General features: G+C 66.2%; 12 protein-coding genes. 4 read left to right on the plus strand and 8 right to left on the minus strand.

Annotation, left to right across the window (positions count from 1 at the left end; genetic code table 11):
* Positions 1-57 precede the first annotated feature (57 nt).
* The 3 genes from DLM86_RS03555 to DLM86_RS03565 form a co-directional block, all read right to left on the minus strand.
* Positions 58-432 (minus strand): VOC family protein, encoded by a 375-nt coding sequence (locus DLM86_RS03555; RefSeq protein WP_110838560.1) that lies wholly within the window; start codon positions 430-432, stop codon positions 58-60.
* Between the two features lie 44 nt (positions 433-476).
* Positions 477-767, minus strand: a complete 291-nt coding sequence (locus DLM86_RS03560) for an acetamidase/formamidase family protein (protein ID WP_211326471.1) — start codon at positions 765-767, stop codon at positions 477-479.
* A gap of 62 nt (positions 768-829) precedes the next feature.
* A complete protein-coding gene (locus DLM86_RS03565; RefSeq protein WP_110838561.1) occupies positions 830-1909 on the minus strand; it encodes a F0F1 ATP synthase subunit beta in 1080 nt (359 codons plus the stop codon).
* A 210-nt stretch (positions 1910-2119) separates the two neighbouring features.
* Between DLM86_RS03565 and DLM86_RS03570 the strand changes: the two genes are divergently transcribed.
* The 4 genes from DLM86_RS03570 to DLM86_RS03585 all read left to right on the plus strand — a co-directional run bounded on the left by DLM86_RS03570 (position 2120) and on the right by DLM86_RS03585 (position 6339).
* Positions 2120-2986, plus strand: a complete 867-nt coding sequence (locus DLM86_RS03570) for an AraC family transcriptional regulator (RefSeq protein WP_110838562.1) — start codon at positions 2120-2122, stop codon at positions 2984-2986.
* Positions 2987-3066: 80 nt separating this feature from the next.
* On the plus strand, positions 3067-4467 hold the full coding sequence (locus DLM86_RS03575; protein WP_110838563.1) for an ADP-ribosylglycohydrolase family protein: 1401 nt from the start codon (positions 3067-3069) through the stop codon (positions 4465-4467).
* 261 nt (positions 4468-4728) lie between these two features.
* A complete protein-coding gene (locus DLM86_RS03580) occupies positions 4729-5520 on the plus strand; it encodes a class I SAM-dependent methyltransferase (protein ID WP_110838564.1) in 792 nt (263 codons plus the stop codon).
* Between the two features lie 99 nt (positions 5521-5619).
* Positions 5620-6339, plus strand: coding sequence for an FHA domain-containing protein (locus DLM86_RS03585; RefSeq protein WP_158289304.1), 720 nt, complete (start codon positions 5620-5622; stop codon positions 6337-6339).
* A 69-nt stretch (positions 6340-6408) separates the two neighbouring features.
* On the opposite strand, the gene DLM86_RS03590 is transcribed toward DLM86_RS03585, so the two are convergent.
* The 5 genes from DLM86_RS03590 to DLM86_RS03610 all read right to left on the minus strand — a co-directional run bounded on the left by DLM86_RS03590 (position 6409) and on the right by DLM86_RS03610 (position 15483).
* The gene (locus tag DLM86_RS03590; RefSeq protein ID WP_110838641.1) at positions 6409-8442 is read right to left on the minus strand and encodes a penicillin-binding transpeptidase domain-containing protein; all 2034 of its coding nucleotides are present in this window, start codon (positions 8440-8442) and stop codon (positions 6409-6411) included.
* Between the two features lie 388 nt (positions 8443-8830).
* Entirely contained in the window at positions 8831-10804 is a 1974-nt protein-coding gene (locus DLM86_RS03595; protein WP_110838566.1) for a glycoside hydrolase family 15 protein, read from the minus strand.
* 28 nt (positions 10805-10832) lie between these two features.
* Entirely contained in the window at positions 10833-12824 is a 1992-nt protein-coding gene (locus tag DLM86_RS03600) for a glycosyltransferase family 4 protein (protein ID WP_110838567.1), read from the minus strand.
* Positions 12821-13060 carry a hypothetical protein gene (locus tag DLM86_RS03605; RefSeq protein ID WP_110838568.1) on the minus strand — a complete coding sequence of 80 codons (240 nt, stop codon included), beginning with the start codon at positions 13058-13060 and terminating at the stop codon, positions 12821-12823. The genes DLM86_RS03600 and DLM86_RS03605 overlap by 4 nt, the downstream gene beginning before the upstream one ends.
* A gap of 17 nt (positions 13061-13077) precedes the next feature.
* Complete coding sequence (locus DLM86_RS03610) at positions 13078-15483, minus strand: sugar phosphate nucleotidyltransferase (RefSeq protein WP_110838569.1); 2406 nt, start codon at positions 15481-15483, stop codon at positions 13078-13080.
* Positions 15484-15495 lie beyond the last annotated feature (12 nt).

Below are 15495 nucleotides of genomic sequence, written 5' to 3' on the forward strand. Positions count from 1 at the left end.
AAAAGAAGCCGCCCCCGTTGCGGCGGGTGGCGGCTCTTTCTTCGGCCGGCCGGCCGGCTATCGGCGGCAAGCCATCAGCAGATTGCCGTCCGGGTCGCGAAAGGCGAACCAGTGGTCGTCCATCGTTTCGGTCACGAGCTCGACGCCTTTGTCCTGCATATACCGGTAGGCGGCATGCAGGTCGTCGGTCAGGAACATAAAGGCCGGCGTCCGGAAAGTCGGCGGTCCGCCCGGTTCGTCGCCGCCCCACATCGGCATCTTGTCGAGAACGAGGCCCGGGCCCTCCATCGGCAGGGGGCACAAATGGCCGAAGTGGATTTCCGCCCGCTCCGCGGGCAAATTCAACATCTCGCAATACCAATCTCGCGCTTTCTCGATATCCCGGACCGGTACGAATACGCTGCCGATCCGGCTCAAAAACGGGCTGGACATCTCGGTTCTCCTCCAGGACGGTCGATTGAGATTGAGGTCTCGCCTTAATCAACGGTATCGCCGGCCGATTCCTTACGGAAGTACGGAAAAAAGAATGCTTGCTGCCGGATCGCCCCATGCGGCAGCACCGCATGCACGCCCTTGACGCCGTTCACGATTTGCGTCACCCGCAAATCGACGACGAGGCTCGCCAAGGCGAGCGCCTCCTTCCGCCCGTACCCGTACCGCTCGCCCATCGGGTCGAGCATCCCTTCCAGTGCAAGCGCCGCCGCTTCCTCCAAGCTTTCGTGAAAGCCGAACGTCAGCCACCCGGACGCCGTCTCGGCTCGAGGCATGCGCGGCCGGACGTCGTCGCGGCGGTCGTCCCTCCTCGTCTAGGCCAACTGTCGGCTTGCACCTACAAGCCCGCATCGTCTCCCGGCCCCAGCGCAAGCCTTCCGATGTACGTCAGCGCCTCGGGCTCCAGCCCGTCGGCCGCACCGTCGAGAATGCGCCGGACGCCGTCCAGCGTGTCGGCGAGCGGCGTCCATTCCCCGGGGCGGTTCGTGAACGGCTCCGCCACGTAGAACGGCTGGGACAAAAACGCCTCCAGCCGTTCGCCCTGCCGGTAGGCGGTCTGCTCCGCCTCCGGAATGCGCCCGGCCCCCCAAGCCCGGGCGAGCGCGCGCAGCTCGCGATAACGGCGCAGCGTCTTCCGGGCGCGCTGCTGGACCGTCAAATGAGCCGCCTCCAGCTGGGCGCCCTCCAGCACCGTGGACGTCGAGCCGACCGGGTCGACGGCCGGGAACAGATGCCGCGCGGCCAGATCGGCGTCGAACTTCCACAGCGTATCGAGCGGGCCGTACGGCACGTCCTCGTCCATCGACTCCCCGCGCGTGTCGACGAGCACGATCGTAACCGGCCGGGCGCCGGCCTCCCGCAGCCGCTCGCGAAGCGTCTGCAGCTCGCCCGACAAGACGACCTCGCGGTCCGCCCCGAGCAGCACGTCGCGGGAATCGCGGGCGGCGCATACGGCCGCGTACGTCTCCTCCATCGACGCGCATACCGCTTCCGCCTCCCGCACCGCGTCTTCGACGCCCGCGCTCTCTTCCTTCGGCCGCCACAGCACGGTCGCATAGCCGCGCTGCCGGCCGATGCGGCGGAACAGCTCGGCCAGCAGCACCAGCTGGCCCATGCCCGGCCGCGCCACCGCGCCGGCGGTCCCTCCCCGGACGAGAGGCGCGAACAGATCGAGCGCCTTGATGCCCGTCTCCAGTACGCCCGCGCCGGCTCCGCGAATGACGAGTTCGTCCATCGTACAGCCCGCCAAGGCGGCGAGGATGGCGACCGTGCGCACCTCGGCGCGGCCGACCGGAATTTTGCCCGTACACAGATTCGAAACGGTCGCGGGACGGAGCCCGGCCGCTTTGGCGGCGGCCGTCAAGTTCGGCACGCGGCGGCGAAGCAGCGGAACGTTCAGGTGCAAATCGTCGATCATCGGATCAACCTCCTTTGATTACTTTTAATAGTAACATTAATTACTCTATAGCGAAATACCCTTTTCCTTTATTTCACAAATCCGGCACAGTTCCCGTCTCGGCCCGTTTTTCCCGTGCCTCCCTTCCGCCCGGACGTCCGCTCCGGTATAATCGGTTTCGATCGAACCGAAATCCGGGATACCGTTCACCTATACGGAGGGAACCCTGTCATGCGCCTTCACATCCGCTACGATCACGATATTCCGGTCAACGTGTTCCGCTGGACGCCGAGCCCGGTCAAGCAGCCGCTGCACGTTCACGAAAGCTTGGAGATCGGCTGCTGCGTCTCCGGACGCGGGACGTTTTATTTCGGCAACAAAACGTACGGGGTCGGTCCCGGCGACCTGTTCATCGTCAACCATCAAGAAGAGCATATCGCGGAGTCCGATCCGGACGACCCGAGCGTCTACCTGTTCGTCAATTTCGATCCGTCGCTGCTGCTCGCCGAGGACGAGTCGCTGCTTCTGCCTTTCGCCTACAGCCCGGAGCGGTTCCAAAACCATATTCCGGCCGGCAGCCCGGCGTCCCGGTCGATCGTTCCGCTGATCGAAGCGATGCACGAGGAGCTGCAGCATAAGCGCGAAGGGTACCTGACCGCCGTCAAAAGCTTGCTGCTGCAAGCTTGCGTCGGCATTCTCCGCCATTTCGCCGGAAGCCCGGGACACCGGCTCCGCCGTCTGGAGTCCGGCACCCGACGCAAGCTCGGCCGGGCCGTCGCCTTCCTCGAGCGGCGCGACGGGAGCGGCGATATCGGGCTGAAGCAGCTTGCCGACCATCTCGGCATGACCCCGTCGGGCGCCGCGCGGTTTTGGAAGCAGACGATGGGCTACGGCTTTCACCGGTACGTCACGCTCCGCCGGATTCGCGACGCGAAGCGGGAGCTGGCGGCCACGGATCGCCCGATCGCCGACATCTGCTTCGACTGCGGGTTTCAAAGCTTGGCCACGTTTTACCGGCTGTTCAAGGAGCATGTCGGCGTGACGCCGCAGCAGTACCGGAACGAACATCCGGTTTCGGACATTTTTGAGAACGAATGAGCCGGAATTGCGAAGAAACGGCGCGGACGGCTTTCCTATAATGGAGACATCAAGCGGCGCTTGCCGCCGCGCAAGGAGGAATGACCGTGTACGATACGAACCGTTTGACTTCGCTGATCCGGCTGGAAATCGTCCAACGTCGGGAGGAAGGCTGCGACGTCGCCGGCTTCGGCGAACGGCTGGACGCCGCCGCCGGAGCGGGCCGCGATGCGCTGATGGCGCTTTATCGCGAGCTCGCGGAGCTGCCCGTCTCCCCGGACTTCCCGTTCGAGGAGCCGTCGGAGCTGGAGCCGATCCGCCGATCCCGCCCCGAAGGCCGGAGAAGCCTCGAGGCGAACGTCTCGTCGGACGAATCCGCTTGGAAGGACAAAATGTACGGCGCCTGGCTGGGTCGATGCGCCGGCTGCGCGCTAGGCAAGCCGTTCGAAACCGGCGCGTTCGTGTACGGGACCGCCGATGCGCCTCCCTGGAAGCACGTCCACCGCTGGCTGGAAGGCGCGGACGCCTGGCCGATCCGCGGCTACGTCCCGGAGACGTCCCGGGCGGCGGCCGAATTCGGCCTGAAGCTCAACCCGCAAGGCATGGACAGCACGCGCGAGCGCATCCGCTTCATGGAAACCGACGACGACATCCGCTACACCGTGCTCGCCCTGAAGCTGCTGGAGGAAAAAGGGCTCGACTGGACCTCGTGGGACATCGGCCGCCTCTGGCACCGGCTGCTGCCCGCGGGACAGACGTATACGGCCGAGTGGGCCGCCTACTTCAACGCGCTCGCGATCGATTACCCCGGCCGGGACGATGCGGACGCGGACGCGAAGCGGCATTGGGTGCGGACGCATCTGAACCCGTACCGCGAATGGATCGGAGCGCAAATCCGCGCCGACGGCTGGGCGTACGCGGCCGCGGGCCGCCCGGAGCTGGCCGCCGAGCTGGCTTGGCGCGACGCTTCGTTCTCCCACGTGAAGAACGGCATCTACGGCGCCATGTTCGTCGCCGCCATGATCGCCGCCGCCTTCGTCGTGAACGATCCGGAGGAGATCGTCCGGATCGGGCTCGGCGAAATTCCGGCCGGCAGCCGGCTAGCCCGCGATATCGCGCGGGCCGTCGACATCGCCCGCACGAGCGACGAACCGCTCGCGCTGGTCGAGCGTCTGCACGAGGCGTTCGGCCATTACCACCCGATCCATACGAACAACAACGCCGCCCTCGTGGCCGCCGCCCTTGTGTTCGGACGCGGCGATTTCGAGACGTCCATCGGCGCCGCCGTCCTCGGCGGCTGGGATACGGACTGCAACGGCGCGACCGTCGGATCGATTCTCGGTGCCTCGCTCGGCGCGTCCGGACTGCCGGCCCGTTGGACGGAGCCGCTTCGGGATACGCTCCATGCCGAGGTGCCCGGCTTCCACCCGATCCGCATATCCGAATGCGCCGACCGGACGTACGAGGTGTTCCGCCGGTTCCGGGAGACGACGACCGTGTAGCGCGGCCGCTTCGCCGATTCGATTTCCGCCCGGCCCGGACGGCCGGAGGGGCGTTGCCCGAAACGCCCCTCCTGTGCTACCATTAGGTTCTTATGGAAACGCTCGGCAGGCCGCTCCCGACCGAACGGGACGGGAGCTCGGCGAACGATCCGACGATGCCCTTCCCCCTTATGCGGCGGCGGCCGGTTGGATACACTGTAGCCAAGAAGACCGCATGGCGGACGACCAAACCGAACGGGCGAAGGAGCCGGAGGATCGAACGTGCAAAAACAAGTGAACGAAACGAACGAGAAAGCTTGGAACGAAAAGTCGTACGAAGCTTGGGTGAACCGGTACGGCCCCCCCGAAGCGGCGGCGGCCAAAATCGTGCAGGACCCGGCCGCGCGCATTCGTTCCTTTTCGCGTTATCTGGACGAGCTGGCCGGCGCGAAGATCGCGAACCTGCTCGGCTCGCACGGCCACAAGGCGGTGGCGATGGCGCTGCTCGGCGCGCGGGTGACGGTCGTCGATTTCTCCTCCGAGAATGCGGCATACGCCCTCCGGCTCGCGGAAGCGGCCGGGACGTCGATCCGCTACGTCGTTTCCGACGTGCTCGACCTGCCTCCCGGGGAGCTGAGCGGCGATTACGACGCGGTGCTGATGGAATTCGGCATCCTGCATTATTTTCTCGAACTGGCGCCGCTCGCCGCCACCGTCTCGAGGCTGCTCAAGCCCGGCGGCCGGCTCGTGCTGCAAGATTTTCACCCGGTATCGACGAAGCTGATCCGCTCGCGCGGGACGACCGCGAACATCCGCAAGCATAAAGTGACCGGCGACTACTTCGACGCCTCGCTGGAAGAAACGGACGTCGCCTACGCGAAATTCGTCCCGGAGTCCGAGCGGGCGGCTCTCCCCAAGGTGCTGCTGCGCAAATGGACGCTCGGCGAGATCGTGACCGGCTTCGCCGGCGCCGGCCTGATCGTCCGCCTGCTGGAGGAGGAGCCGAACGCCTCGTCGGACGTGTTCGACAAAGGCATTCCGAAGACGTTCACGCTTGTGGCGGAGAAGCCGTAACGGTTAACGGCGCGAACGGTTCGGCCCGTTAATCGTTAACGAGCCGAGATGAAGGAATTCGATTGGGGTTCGATGCACATTTCACGGGAGGTGGCACGCATGCGCTTGCCTTCATGCCTGATCGTGGAGCGAGGCTATCCTTTCGAGGGTGGCGCGATCATTCCGCTTAGGCATGCCGACTTGATATTGGGCCGAAAAGTCGAGTCATGGGAGCCGGATGTGGCGTTCGACAACGTCTTCGTTTCCCGGAAGCAGGCTTCCGTCTACTTCGATAACGGCGTCTACTTCATCATGGACATGGGCAGCAAGCACGGCACCGCCGTCAACGGCTGCCGGCTCGCCCCGTTCGCGCCGAGACCGCTCGGTCCGGCCGACTCGATCTCGTTCGCCAAAGGCTCGGTCGTCCTTTCGTTCTCGCCGGTCAACCTGGAGGAAACGCTCGACTCGATCCCCGCGGCGCCCGAAAGCGGCCGTCCCGCCGACGGCTATTCGCTGGATCCGGTCCGCCAGACGGTCCGGCTGCGGGACCGCGATTACCGGTTCACGGACAAGGAATTCCGGTGCGTCGAGCTGCTTCTCGGCAAAGAGCGCCAATTCGTCCCGCGGGACGAATTGATCCGCCACGTATGGCCGGAGCGGAGCGGCGAGGACGGGGGCGATTCCGCGGCGCCCGAAGAAATCAACTCGCTGCTGTACCGGATCCGCAAAAAAACGGGCCGCGCCTTCTCGATCGAAAACATCCGCGGCAAAGGCTACATCCTGCACGCGCTGCCGCCGGAAGAACGGAAGGCGGCCGGAAAAGGCGTCTCGGCTCCATGAGCCGGACGCCTTTCCTTTTCCGCGCGGCGGCGATTTCCGTCGTATCCGGCTTTTCCGGACGTTCATTCGTTACGGCTGCCGGTTCGCCTGCTGGAAAATGCGCTTCGCCTTCGGCGTCACGTACCCGCTGCCGCCCCTCCCCTTCACGTCCTCGACCATGATCGCGAGAAGCAGCTTCGGATCGGCCGCGTCGAAGCCGACGAACCAGCCGTTCTCTTGACCGTCCGCGTCCTTGCTCGCCTTCAATTCCGCCGTACCCGTCTTGCCGGCGATTGCCGCGCCGGGGACGTAGGCGCCGTGCCCGGGCCCGGCCGGGCTCGCGACCGCTTGAATCAAGTCGTTCCGCAGCAGCGCGGCCGTTTCCGGCGACATCGCGTTCGCCTTCCATACGTCCGGATGCGGCGCCCCCTCCTCCCGCGTCAACGCCGGGTAGACCATATCGCCTTCGCCCGCAACGGCGGAGAAGACGAGAGCGATATGCAGCGGCGTCATGATCACCTCGCCCTGCCCGTATCCCGTGTCGGCCAGCTGAATGTCGTTGCGGATGCCGTCGTTGGACAGCTGCGATTTCTTGAACGGATACGGAATCGGCAGCTCTTCGCCGATGCCGAATTTGGCCGCCGCCTGCGCGAAGGCCGGGGCGCCGATCCGCAGCGCCGCCTGCGCGAAATAGATGTTGTCCGAATAAGTCAGCGCATCCGTCAGCCGGACGGGGCTTTTCTCGTGAACGCGCTTGACGTAGTAGCCGCCCCACGAACGGTCCTTGCTCCAGGATAAGCCTTGGATCGGCACCGCTTCCCCGGGATCGAGCGTCTTCGCGTCCAAGCCGATGGCGGCCGTCACGAGCTTGAACGCCGAGCCGGGGGAATACCCCTTCGAGAACCGGTTCAAAAACTGCTTGCGCGGATCGCGGTTCCATTCCTCATACCGGGCGTCGGACAGTCCCCGCGCGAACGCGTTCGGGTCGTACGACGGACTGCTCACCAGCGCGAGAATGTCGCCGGAAACCGGATTGATCGCCGCCGCCGTCGCCGCGTCCTTGCGCAGCTCGTCGTAGGCGATTCGCTGCAGGTTCGCATCGACGGTCAGGCGGACCGTTTCACCGGCGGCGGGTTCCGTTTCGGCCAGGACGGCTTTTTCTTTGCCGCCTGCATCGACGATCGAGACGCGCACGCCGCTGCGGCCCCTCAGCCGATCTTCGTACAACTGCTCCAAGCCCGACTTGCCGATCCTCTCGCCCGCCGCGTAACCGCCGTCCTTCCGCTTCTCCAGCTCCTCCGCGCTGATCTCGCCTATGTATCCGGTCAGATGGGCCGCCGCCTCGCCGAGCGGATACGCGCGCACGCTTTTGCTCCGCTTGTCGACGCCGGGGATTTGCAAATAATCGCTCATCCGCTCCTCCTCGACGAACGCGATCGGGACGAACACGTCCGGCTTCACCCAGGGAGCGGCCAGCTTCCTGTCGATCTCCTCGGGCGCGATCCCGAGCAAGCCCGCCAGCTTCGCCTTGGACGTCTCGGCTTCGGCGGCCCACTTGCCCGGCACGATGCCGATTTGCGAAGCGGCTCCGTTCACGGCCAAGCCCACTCCGTTTCGGTCGACGATCTCGCCCCGCTCTCCCGGCGTCGTCTGCACCCGGACTTTATCTCCTTCGGCCATGCCCGGGAACAGAAGCGAAGGCTCCCAGGCGATTCTCCATTCCGTCCGCTTGCCGACGGCCGTCCGGCGCAGCTTCGCCCGATGGTCGAACTCGATCGGCCCCGCCACCGTATCCATCCGGACGTGATAGCCGATCTCGACTTCGTCGGCCGATTTGCCGGCATCGGGCCCGGGCGCGTCCGCCGCGACGGACAGCCGCTTCGCCTCGATGCCTTCGTATATCGTGCGGTACCGGCCGACGAAGTCCTCCTTCGCGATCGCCGCCTGCGCTTCCGGCGTCAGCCTGTCGTACATGCCCTCGAACTGCTGCCGGTCCCAAGCCGTCACATAGGCCAACAACGCGTCCTCCGGCCGCTCTTCCTTCTTCTCGCATCCGCCCAGCGCCGCCGCGAGCAGCAGCAGCGCCAAGGGGACGTATCGACGTATCGTTCGGATCGCTCGCATCTTGCGTCTTTTTCGCCTATTTCGCATCGCTGCGCTTCCCCCTTGACCGAATATACGGCGGCGGAGGAGAAGGAGCCGATCGGACGAAGCACCATCGATCGTCCTCCCCGTTCCGCCGGTTTTTATCATAGGGCAGCACAGGGAACCGTTCAATGGAACGACCGTCACAGCGGGATGACAAATCGATAAGAAAAGCTTCTGATCGAAGCCTTTCGACGCGGTACATTCGTGTTTTCTTGGTACAGAATGTCGCATTCGCTTTTTGCAAAGTTACACTTTCCGTAGCGTCAAGAAAAAAACACCCTCCTGGGGAGGGTGCCGGACGAAGCAAGGGAACGCTTGGGCGGCGGAACGCGCCCCGCCGATCGTAAAGTCGGGCTCGGCCGCGTCACGAGCCGGACCGCGCCGCAAGCTCCTTCGCCTTGTTCAAATATTTGACCACCGCCAGTACGAACGTCGCACTCGACCACGTCAGCGGCGCGACGGACAGCGGGCTCCCGTCGAACGGATCGAGCTGCTCGGGCAGGACGCCCGTCTCGAGCGCCTGCCGCGTCACCCATTCGAGCGTGGCGCGCGGGGCGGCTAGCTCCTCCGGCGTGCGGGCGCATTCGATTTCCCACTCCGCCATCCACAGCGTGCAGATGATCCACGGATTGCCCGGAATCCGGTCGATATCCGACGACCGTTGGAAGTAGTAGTCGTTTTTGTACCGCGCCACGCCGCCGACCTCGGTGCGGATCGTCAGCTCCTGCCGCAAGCTCCGCATCGTGCTGACGACGCGGGGATCGTCGGCGGCGAGCACGCCGAACTCGAAGATGCCGTATACGCTGCTTTCCGGCGTCATGTCCTTCACCCACACCCCGTCCTGCCAAAACAGCCCGCGCGCGAACCGGCCGGTCTCTTCGTCCCACAAATGCTCGAGCATCCCCGACTTGACGTATTCCGCGGACTGGGCGTACCGCTCGCTCCGCTCCTGATCGCCGAACAGCGCGGAAAATTGCGCCGCCGCCTTCAAGCCGCCGTAAACCGCCGCCACGGTAAACGTGTAGATGCCGTACCGTTCCTCCCACAAATCGTAGCTCGGCTTCGGCAGCTTCAGCTCCGGCTCGATGTAGCCGCGCAAAAATTTCGCCGACTTGCGGATGAGGCTGCCGTACAGCGATTGGCACAGCTCGATGTTGCCGGACTGCCGGTAAAATTGCCAAAGCGAGAACAGCACGAGCGCCGTCTCGTCCTCCTGGATCGGCAGCTGCGCTTGACCCCCGGCGATAAACGGATGCCAGCTCGAGCCGACCGTCCCGTCCGGATTGTATTTATGATGCAGATACCCCTCCGGCGCCAGCGTCCTTTCGCAAAATGCGTAGAACGGCACGACCGTCTCGTGATACCCCGCCATCGACATCGCGTAGGCGATCAGCGCGCCGTCCCGCGGCCACATGTAGCTGTAATGATCGCGATTGTAGTTCATGATATCGGTGTCGTTGGCCGCGATGATGGCGCCGCGCGAATCGGTCTGGGTGCGGACGATGAGCAGGCTTTGCTTGAACATGGAGACGACCGGCTCCGGCAAATCGGCGTAATCCCGCTCCTCCTTGTTGGACCACCGCTGCCAGTACACTTGGACGCGGTCCAGCAGCTTGCCGGGAGCGCTGTCGCGCACGTATTGGTCGAGTCGCTTCACTTCCTCGAGCGACTCGCCGACGGACAGCCAGTAGTAGGCGACGTCCGTTCCGCCCGCGGGCAGGCGCAGCCGGAAGCCGATCGTGCTGTCGACCGAGCCTTGGGCGATCGAATTGCCCATCAGATGCCCGTCCTCGGCGTCCCTCCACGTGCCTTCCGCCTGATGGAACCGCTTCACGCCCATCGAATATTGGACGATGCCTTCGCCTCCCGCCGAGCCGTTCGCCATGAAGTAGCGGTTTTTTTTGTAGTGAAACACCGTCCGGTTGTGCGGGTAAAAGGCGGCCGTATCCCCGACCTCGGTTTCGTTGATCGCGAAGTCTTGGGTGAAAAACAGCCGGACCTCCCGCTCCGCCGCCATCCGGTTCGACACGCGAATCCGCTTCAAATAAATGTTGTCCCGCTGGTGGACGCCGTCGTTGATGTCCAGCGTCAGGCCGAGCGCCTCGTGAACGGCTCGCACTTGCGTAACGAGCGAATCGGCCACGTAGCCCGCCTCGATCGTCCATCCGTCGTCGCCGAGCCACGTGAACGCGCCGTCGGCCCATACGCCGATCCGGCAGACGTAGCCGCCCACGTGGTTCAGCTGGCCGACGTACGGGTAGTACAAATCGCGGATGCGCGTAAACCGGTCCAAATTGATCAACATGTTGCCGTTACCGACGGCGAAATGGCGAGGCATACAGTCCGGTCACCCTCTCTTCGGTAGTCTAGTGCAAGTTCGCGCGCGGTCTGGCTCCGGGAGGCTCCGGGCGAGACTCCGCCTCCGCCCCGGCTCCGGCCGGCGCCGCCGCCAGCGCGCGGTACGCCTGCGCCGTCCGCTCGGCGACGTCGCGCCAGCGGTAGCCGCGCAGCGCGAGCCGCGCCCGGCGGGCCATCCGCTCGGCGGCGTCCGGCTCGCGCAGCTGCCGGGCGATCGCCACGGCGAGCGCGGCGGCGTCGCCCGGCGGCGCCGTGCGGCCCGTCACGCCGTCGCGGACGAGCTCGGCCAGCCCGCCGCAGCCGGACGCGACGAGCGGCGCGCCGTGGCGCATCGCTTCGAGCGCGGCGAGGCCGAACGGCTCGTACAGGCTCGGCACGGCGCAGACGGCCGCCCGCTTCAGCAGCGCGACCCGCTCCCGCTCGCCGACGAAGCCGGCGAACCGCACCTTCGCGCCAAACGGCGCGGCCCGGTCGCGCAGCTCCCCGAGCAGCGGCCCCGCTCCCGCGATCGTCAGCCGGGCGGCGGGGAACTCCCGCCAGACGTGCCGCATCGCGTCGAGCAGCACGTGCACGCCTTTCTCGTAGACGAGCCGGCCGACGTAGACGACGTGCGGCCCCTCCGCTTCTCCGCCGGCTTCGCCACCCGCAACGCCGCCGTCGCCGTCGCCGTCGCCGGCACCGCCTCCGCCGAACAGCCGGTTCGGCGGCTGGCCGAGCACGCCGTTCGGGATCGTCGCGATGCGGCCGAACGGCACGCCGTACAGCGCGGCGACCTCGTCGCGCATCGCGCCGCTGCAGACGATGACGCGCCCGGCCGCGCCGCACAGCCGCCTTTCCTCGGCGGCGATGCGCCGGTGCAGCTCCGCCGTCAGCCGCCCGAAGCGGCGGCCCGGCTCGGTCGCGTGGATCGTCGCCGCGAGCGGCGCGCCGTGCCGGCGCGACAGCTCGATCGCCGCGCCGGCGACGAGCCAGTCGTGCGCGTGGACGACGTCGGCGCGGATCGCGCCCGCGTCCAGCAGCCGCGACGCGCGGCGGGCGAGCCGCACGTTCAGCGACGCCACCTCGTCCCATAGTCCGCCGGAGCGGACCGGGGACGGCGCGGCGACGCGGTGCACGTGCAGCCGGTCGCCGATGCGGGCGTACGCGGCGGCGCCGTCGGAGCGGCGCGTTACGACGTGCACCGTGTGGCCCGCGGCGGCCAAATGGAAGGCGAGCCCGCACACGGCCCGCGACAGCCCCCCGACGACGAGCGGCGGAAATTCGGAGGCGAGCATGACGACGCTCATCGCGCCGCCGGCCGGGCCCTTCCCGCTCCCGCCGCCGTCCGCCGGGACAACTCCATCCGCTTCACCGTCGACGGCCTCCCAGACGTTCAGCGCCAAATCGTGCCGGGCGTGGACGAGCGGCGCGTCGGCATAGTCCGTGTACGCCGAAAAGGCGCCCGCCGCTCCTTCCGCCGCACCGGACGCGCAATACGCATCGTCCGCCCCGCCGTCGGCACCGCAAATCGCGGTCCAACCCGCAACGGCTTCCGCCGCGGCCGCCGCCGAACCGGAGCGCGCCGTTCCCGTCGCGCCCGGCGGTTCGAACGGCACGCTCTCCGTCAACGGGACGAAGGCGCCCTCGGCGCTGACGATGCCGAATACGGCCGCATACCGGAATTCCGCCGGCAGCGCGCCGAGCCGCAGCGCGCCTTCGTCCGCCTCGGCATCCGCCGCCGTCCGGACGTCCGGACGGAAGGGGGGGACGACCGGCAGCGGACAGTCCCGATACTCGGTACGCCGCCACGCCTCGGACGCTCCGGCCGCAAGCGGCGCCCGGAGGACGCGCACCCGTTTCGGCAGCGACGCCCACGGTCCGCCGTAGTAGAGCTCCGCCATTCTCCTCGTCCGGGGGGAGATCGCCCAGCGGACGATCGCGGCCGCGGCCGCGCCCCCGCCGAGCCCCGCTTCGATTCCGATCCGGTCGTCCGCCGCCCCGGGCAAGCGAACGCGGCTCAACTCAAATCCGCTTCCGTCCGGAACGTCAAATCGGCCGTTTGCTGGACCGAACGGCCGCTCGTCATTTTGACGAAGCAGTCGTATTTATTCGAGGACGCGCCCAGCACGGAATACTCCTCCCACGAGACGGGATAGATCCGCACTTCCCCTGTCGTGAAATGAGCGATCATGCACGAGCGCTCGCGGTCGTATTCGACGTAACCGACTTGCTTCGATTCGATCGGAATGACGTCCACATCGCACACCTTCCTTATCATTGGAAATGACGGATCAATTCCCGTCTGTACCGTTCGGCCAGCTCCGCCGCCGCCTCCGGGCGTTCCCCGTGGGCGATGAGCGTGAAGCTCGGCTCGTCGGTTTCGGGCAGCAGCAGCACCCAGCCGGATTCGTCGTACACCTTGATCCCGTCCAGCAAATCGGCTCGCCCGTCCTTATGCTGCTCGGTCAACAGCCGCATGAGTCTTCCCTTCTCGTCCCACGGCACTTCCACCGACGTCCGGTGAAGCGAGAAGGCGGGCAAAAACTCGAGCAGCTGCGATACGGACAGCCGGCTTTCGATCAAGTTCCGCGCCAGCAGCCCGACGCCGAACGGCGCGTCGTACAGCGGGTGGAACGGGCTTCCCGCGGATGGCTCCAGCACCGCGCGGGAGTTCCGCTTCGTCCGGACGACGCGGTTGCCGAGCCCTTCCGCCGCCGAGTCGAGAAACGACGGCGCGCTGAGCGGCACCCCGATCGTCCGGCCGCGGAAGCATTGGAAGTAAGACATGTACAGCAGCACGTTCGCCCGTTCGTGGGGGACCGGAGCGCCCGTTTCGTCGTACAGGCGGATCGTCTGGCCGCCCGCATCGAACAGGACGCCGAAATCGATGCCCGCGCCGTTGGCGGCCGCTTCGATGCCGGCGTCGCCGAGCGCCGGATCGACGAAGGACGCCTCCCACTGAAACGCATCGGCCAACCGGGCGACGATGCGGCGGACGACCGGATCGCCGGCGATGACGGCCAGCCGGAGCGGACGGCGTTCGGTATAGCCGATCTCCGCGATCAGCCGCTTGCCGTACGAATCCGTCAAGCCGTCGACGGTTTTCGCCGCCTCGATGGATGCGGCGTCCACCCGGGAATAATCCTCTTGAACGAACGCGTTCTCGACTTTCCGCTCGACGTTTTTGCCGATCGGAAGACCGGCCGCGTCCATGCATTCGAGCCGGCAGGCGATCCGTCCGCCCGAATCGGCGCACTGCACGTGAATGCCGCCGTCGACGTCGAGCAGGGCGACCCCGTACCGGGCGACCGACGACGCGCTTTCCCCCGCGTCGGTTACCCGGACGCCGACGGCCTGCAGCGCCGGAACGAGCACCGAGCGGATGAGCCGGGCGAAGCCGTCCGCCGACGAGCTGACGGCAAGCCGCTTTCCTTTGGCCAAGCTCGCCCCGTACGCGCCGGCGAATTTCGCCGCGAATTCGGGAGTAATTTCTTCGTTCGCGAATCCGCGCACCGCTCCGTCCGCGAACAGCGGCTTCGCCGCTCCGTCGCCCCAAATGACCGAGCTGTTCAGCGTCGCGTGCTCGCGCAGCCGTTTGTGCGGCCATATTTTCACATGGGGCAGCACGTGCGTCTTCGGCCCGATCGTGCAATGGCTGCCGACGACCGCCCCGTCGCCGATGACCGATTCCGGGTAGCTGCGGATCCGGCTGCACAGCGTCGCCCCGTCGATTTCATTATTCTCCGAAATATGATTGTTATCCCAAATAATGGCTTGTCGAAGCATGCTTCCTCGTCCGACCCGGTTCCCCGAGCCGATGACGCAGTACGGGCCGATCGCCGCCGCGTCCTCGACGACCGTACCGTCCCCGATATAGGCGGGGCCGTTCCAGACGATGCCGCCGGCCGGCAGCGTCACCCCCTCCCCGACGTATACGCCGGGTGCGACCCGCCGTCCTTTGATCGCCGCCTTCACTTTGCCTTCCAGCATATCGAACTGCGTCCGGCGGTACTGCTCCATATTGCCGATGTCCGACCAGTAGCCTTCGGCGGCATAGCCGTACAGCGGCTCCCCCCGCTTCATCAGGAGCGGAAACAAATCGTTGCTGAAATCCTGCTCCTTGCCCGTCTCGACCCATTGCAGCGCCTCCGGCTCCAAGACGTAGATGCCGGTATTGACCGTGTCGCTGAACACCTCGCTCCAATCCGGCTTCTCGAGAAACCGGACGATCCGTCCCGCGTCGTCCGTCATGACGACGCCGTACTCGAGCGGCCGTTCGACCCGCGTCAGCACGATCGTCGCGAGCGCTCCCCGCCGCTCGTGAAAGTCGACCGCCCGGCTCAAGTCGAAGTCGGTCATCGCGTCGCCGCTGATGACGACGAATCGTTCGTCGAGGAAGCCGGCGGCGTTCTTCACGCTGCCCGCCGTGCCGAGCGGCGAATCCTCCTCGAAATAATGGAGCTCGACGCCGAAGTCGCGCCCGTCCCCGAAATGGCTGCGGATGGCGTCCGGCATAAACTGCATCGTGACGCCGATTTGCGTAATGCCGTGATCGCGCAGCAGCTCGATGATATATTCCATGCACGGGCGATTCAACAGCGGTACCATCGGTTTCGGAAGCTGGCAAGTGAGCGGCCGCAGCCGCGTTCCTTTGCCGCCTGCCATGATGACTGCCTTCAAGCGTTTCCCCCC

This window comes from Paenibacillus flagellatus, assembly GCF_003217775.1.
Classification (GTDB): domain Bacteria; phylum Bacillota; class Bacilli; order Paenibacillales; family NBRC-103111; genus Paenibacillus_AB; species Paenibacillus_AB flagellatus.

Bases quoted from the DNA above. Each gene is read 5' to 3' on its own strand.
- DLM86_RS03565 (WP_110838561.1), bottom strand. From the start codon at position 1,909: ATGATCGACGATTTGCACCTGAACGTTCCGCTGCTTCGCCGCCGCGTG.
- DLM86_RS03595 (WP_110838566.1), bottom strand. From the start codon at position 10,804: ATGCCTCGCCATTTCGCCGTCGGTAACGGCAACATGTTGATCAATTTG.
- DLM86_RS03555 (WP_110838560.1), bottom strand. From the start codon at position 432: ATGTCCAGCCCGTTTTTGAGCCGGATCGGCAGCGTATTCGTACCGGTC.
- DLM86_RS03590 (WP_110838641.1), bottom strand. From the start codon at position 8,442: ATGCGAGCGATCCGAACGATACGTCGATACGTCCCCTTGGCGCTGCTG.
- DLM86_RS03585 (WP_158289304.1), top strand. From the start codon at position 5,620: ATGCGCTTGCCTTCATGCCTGATCGTGGAGCGAGGCTATCCTTTCGAG.
- DLM86_RS03570 (WP_110838562.1), top strand. From the start codon at position 2,120: ATGCGCCTTCACATCCGCTACGATCACGATATTCCGGTCAACGTGTTC.
- DLM86_RS03575 (WP_110838563.1), top strand. From the start codon at position 3,067: ATGACCGTGTACGATACGAACCGTTTGACTTCGCTGATCCGGCTGGAA.
- DLM86_RS03560 (WP_211326471.1), bottom strand. From the start codon at position 767: ATGCCTCGAGCCGAGACGGCGTCCGGGTGGCTGACGTTCGGCTTTCAC.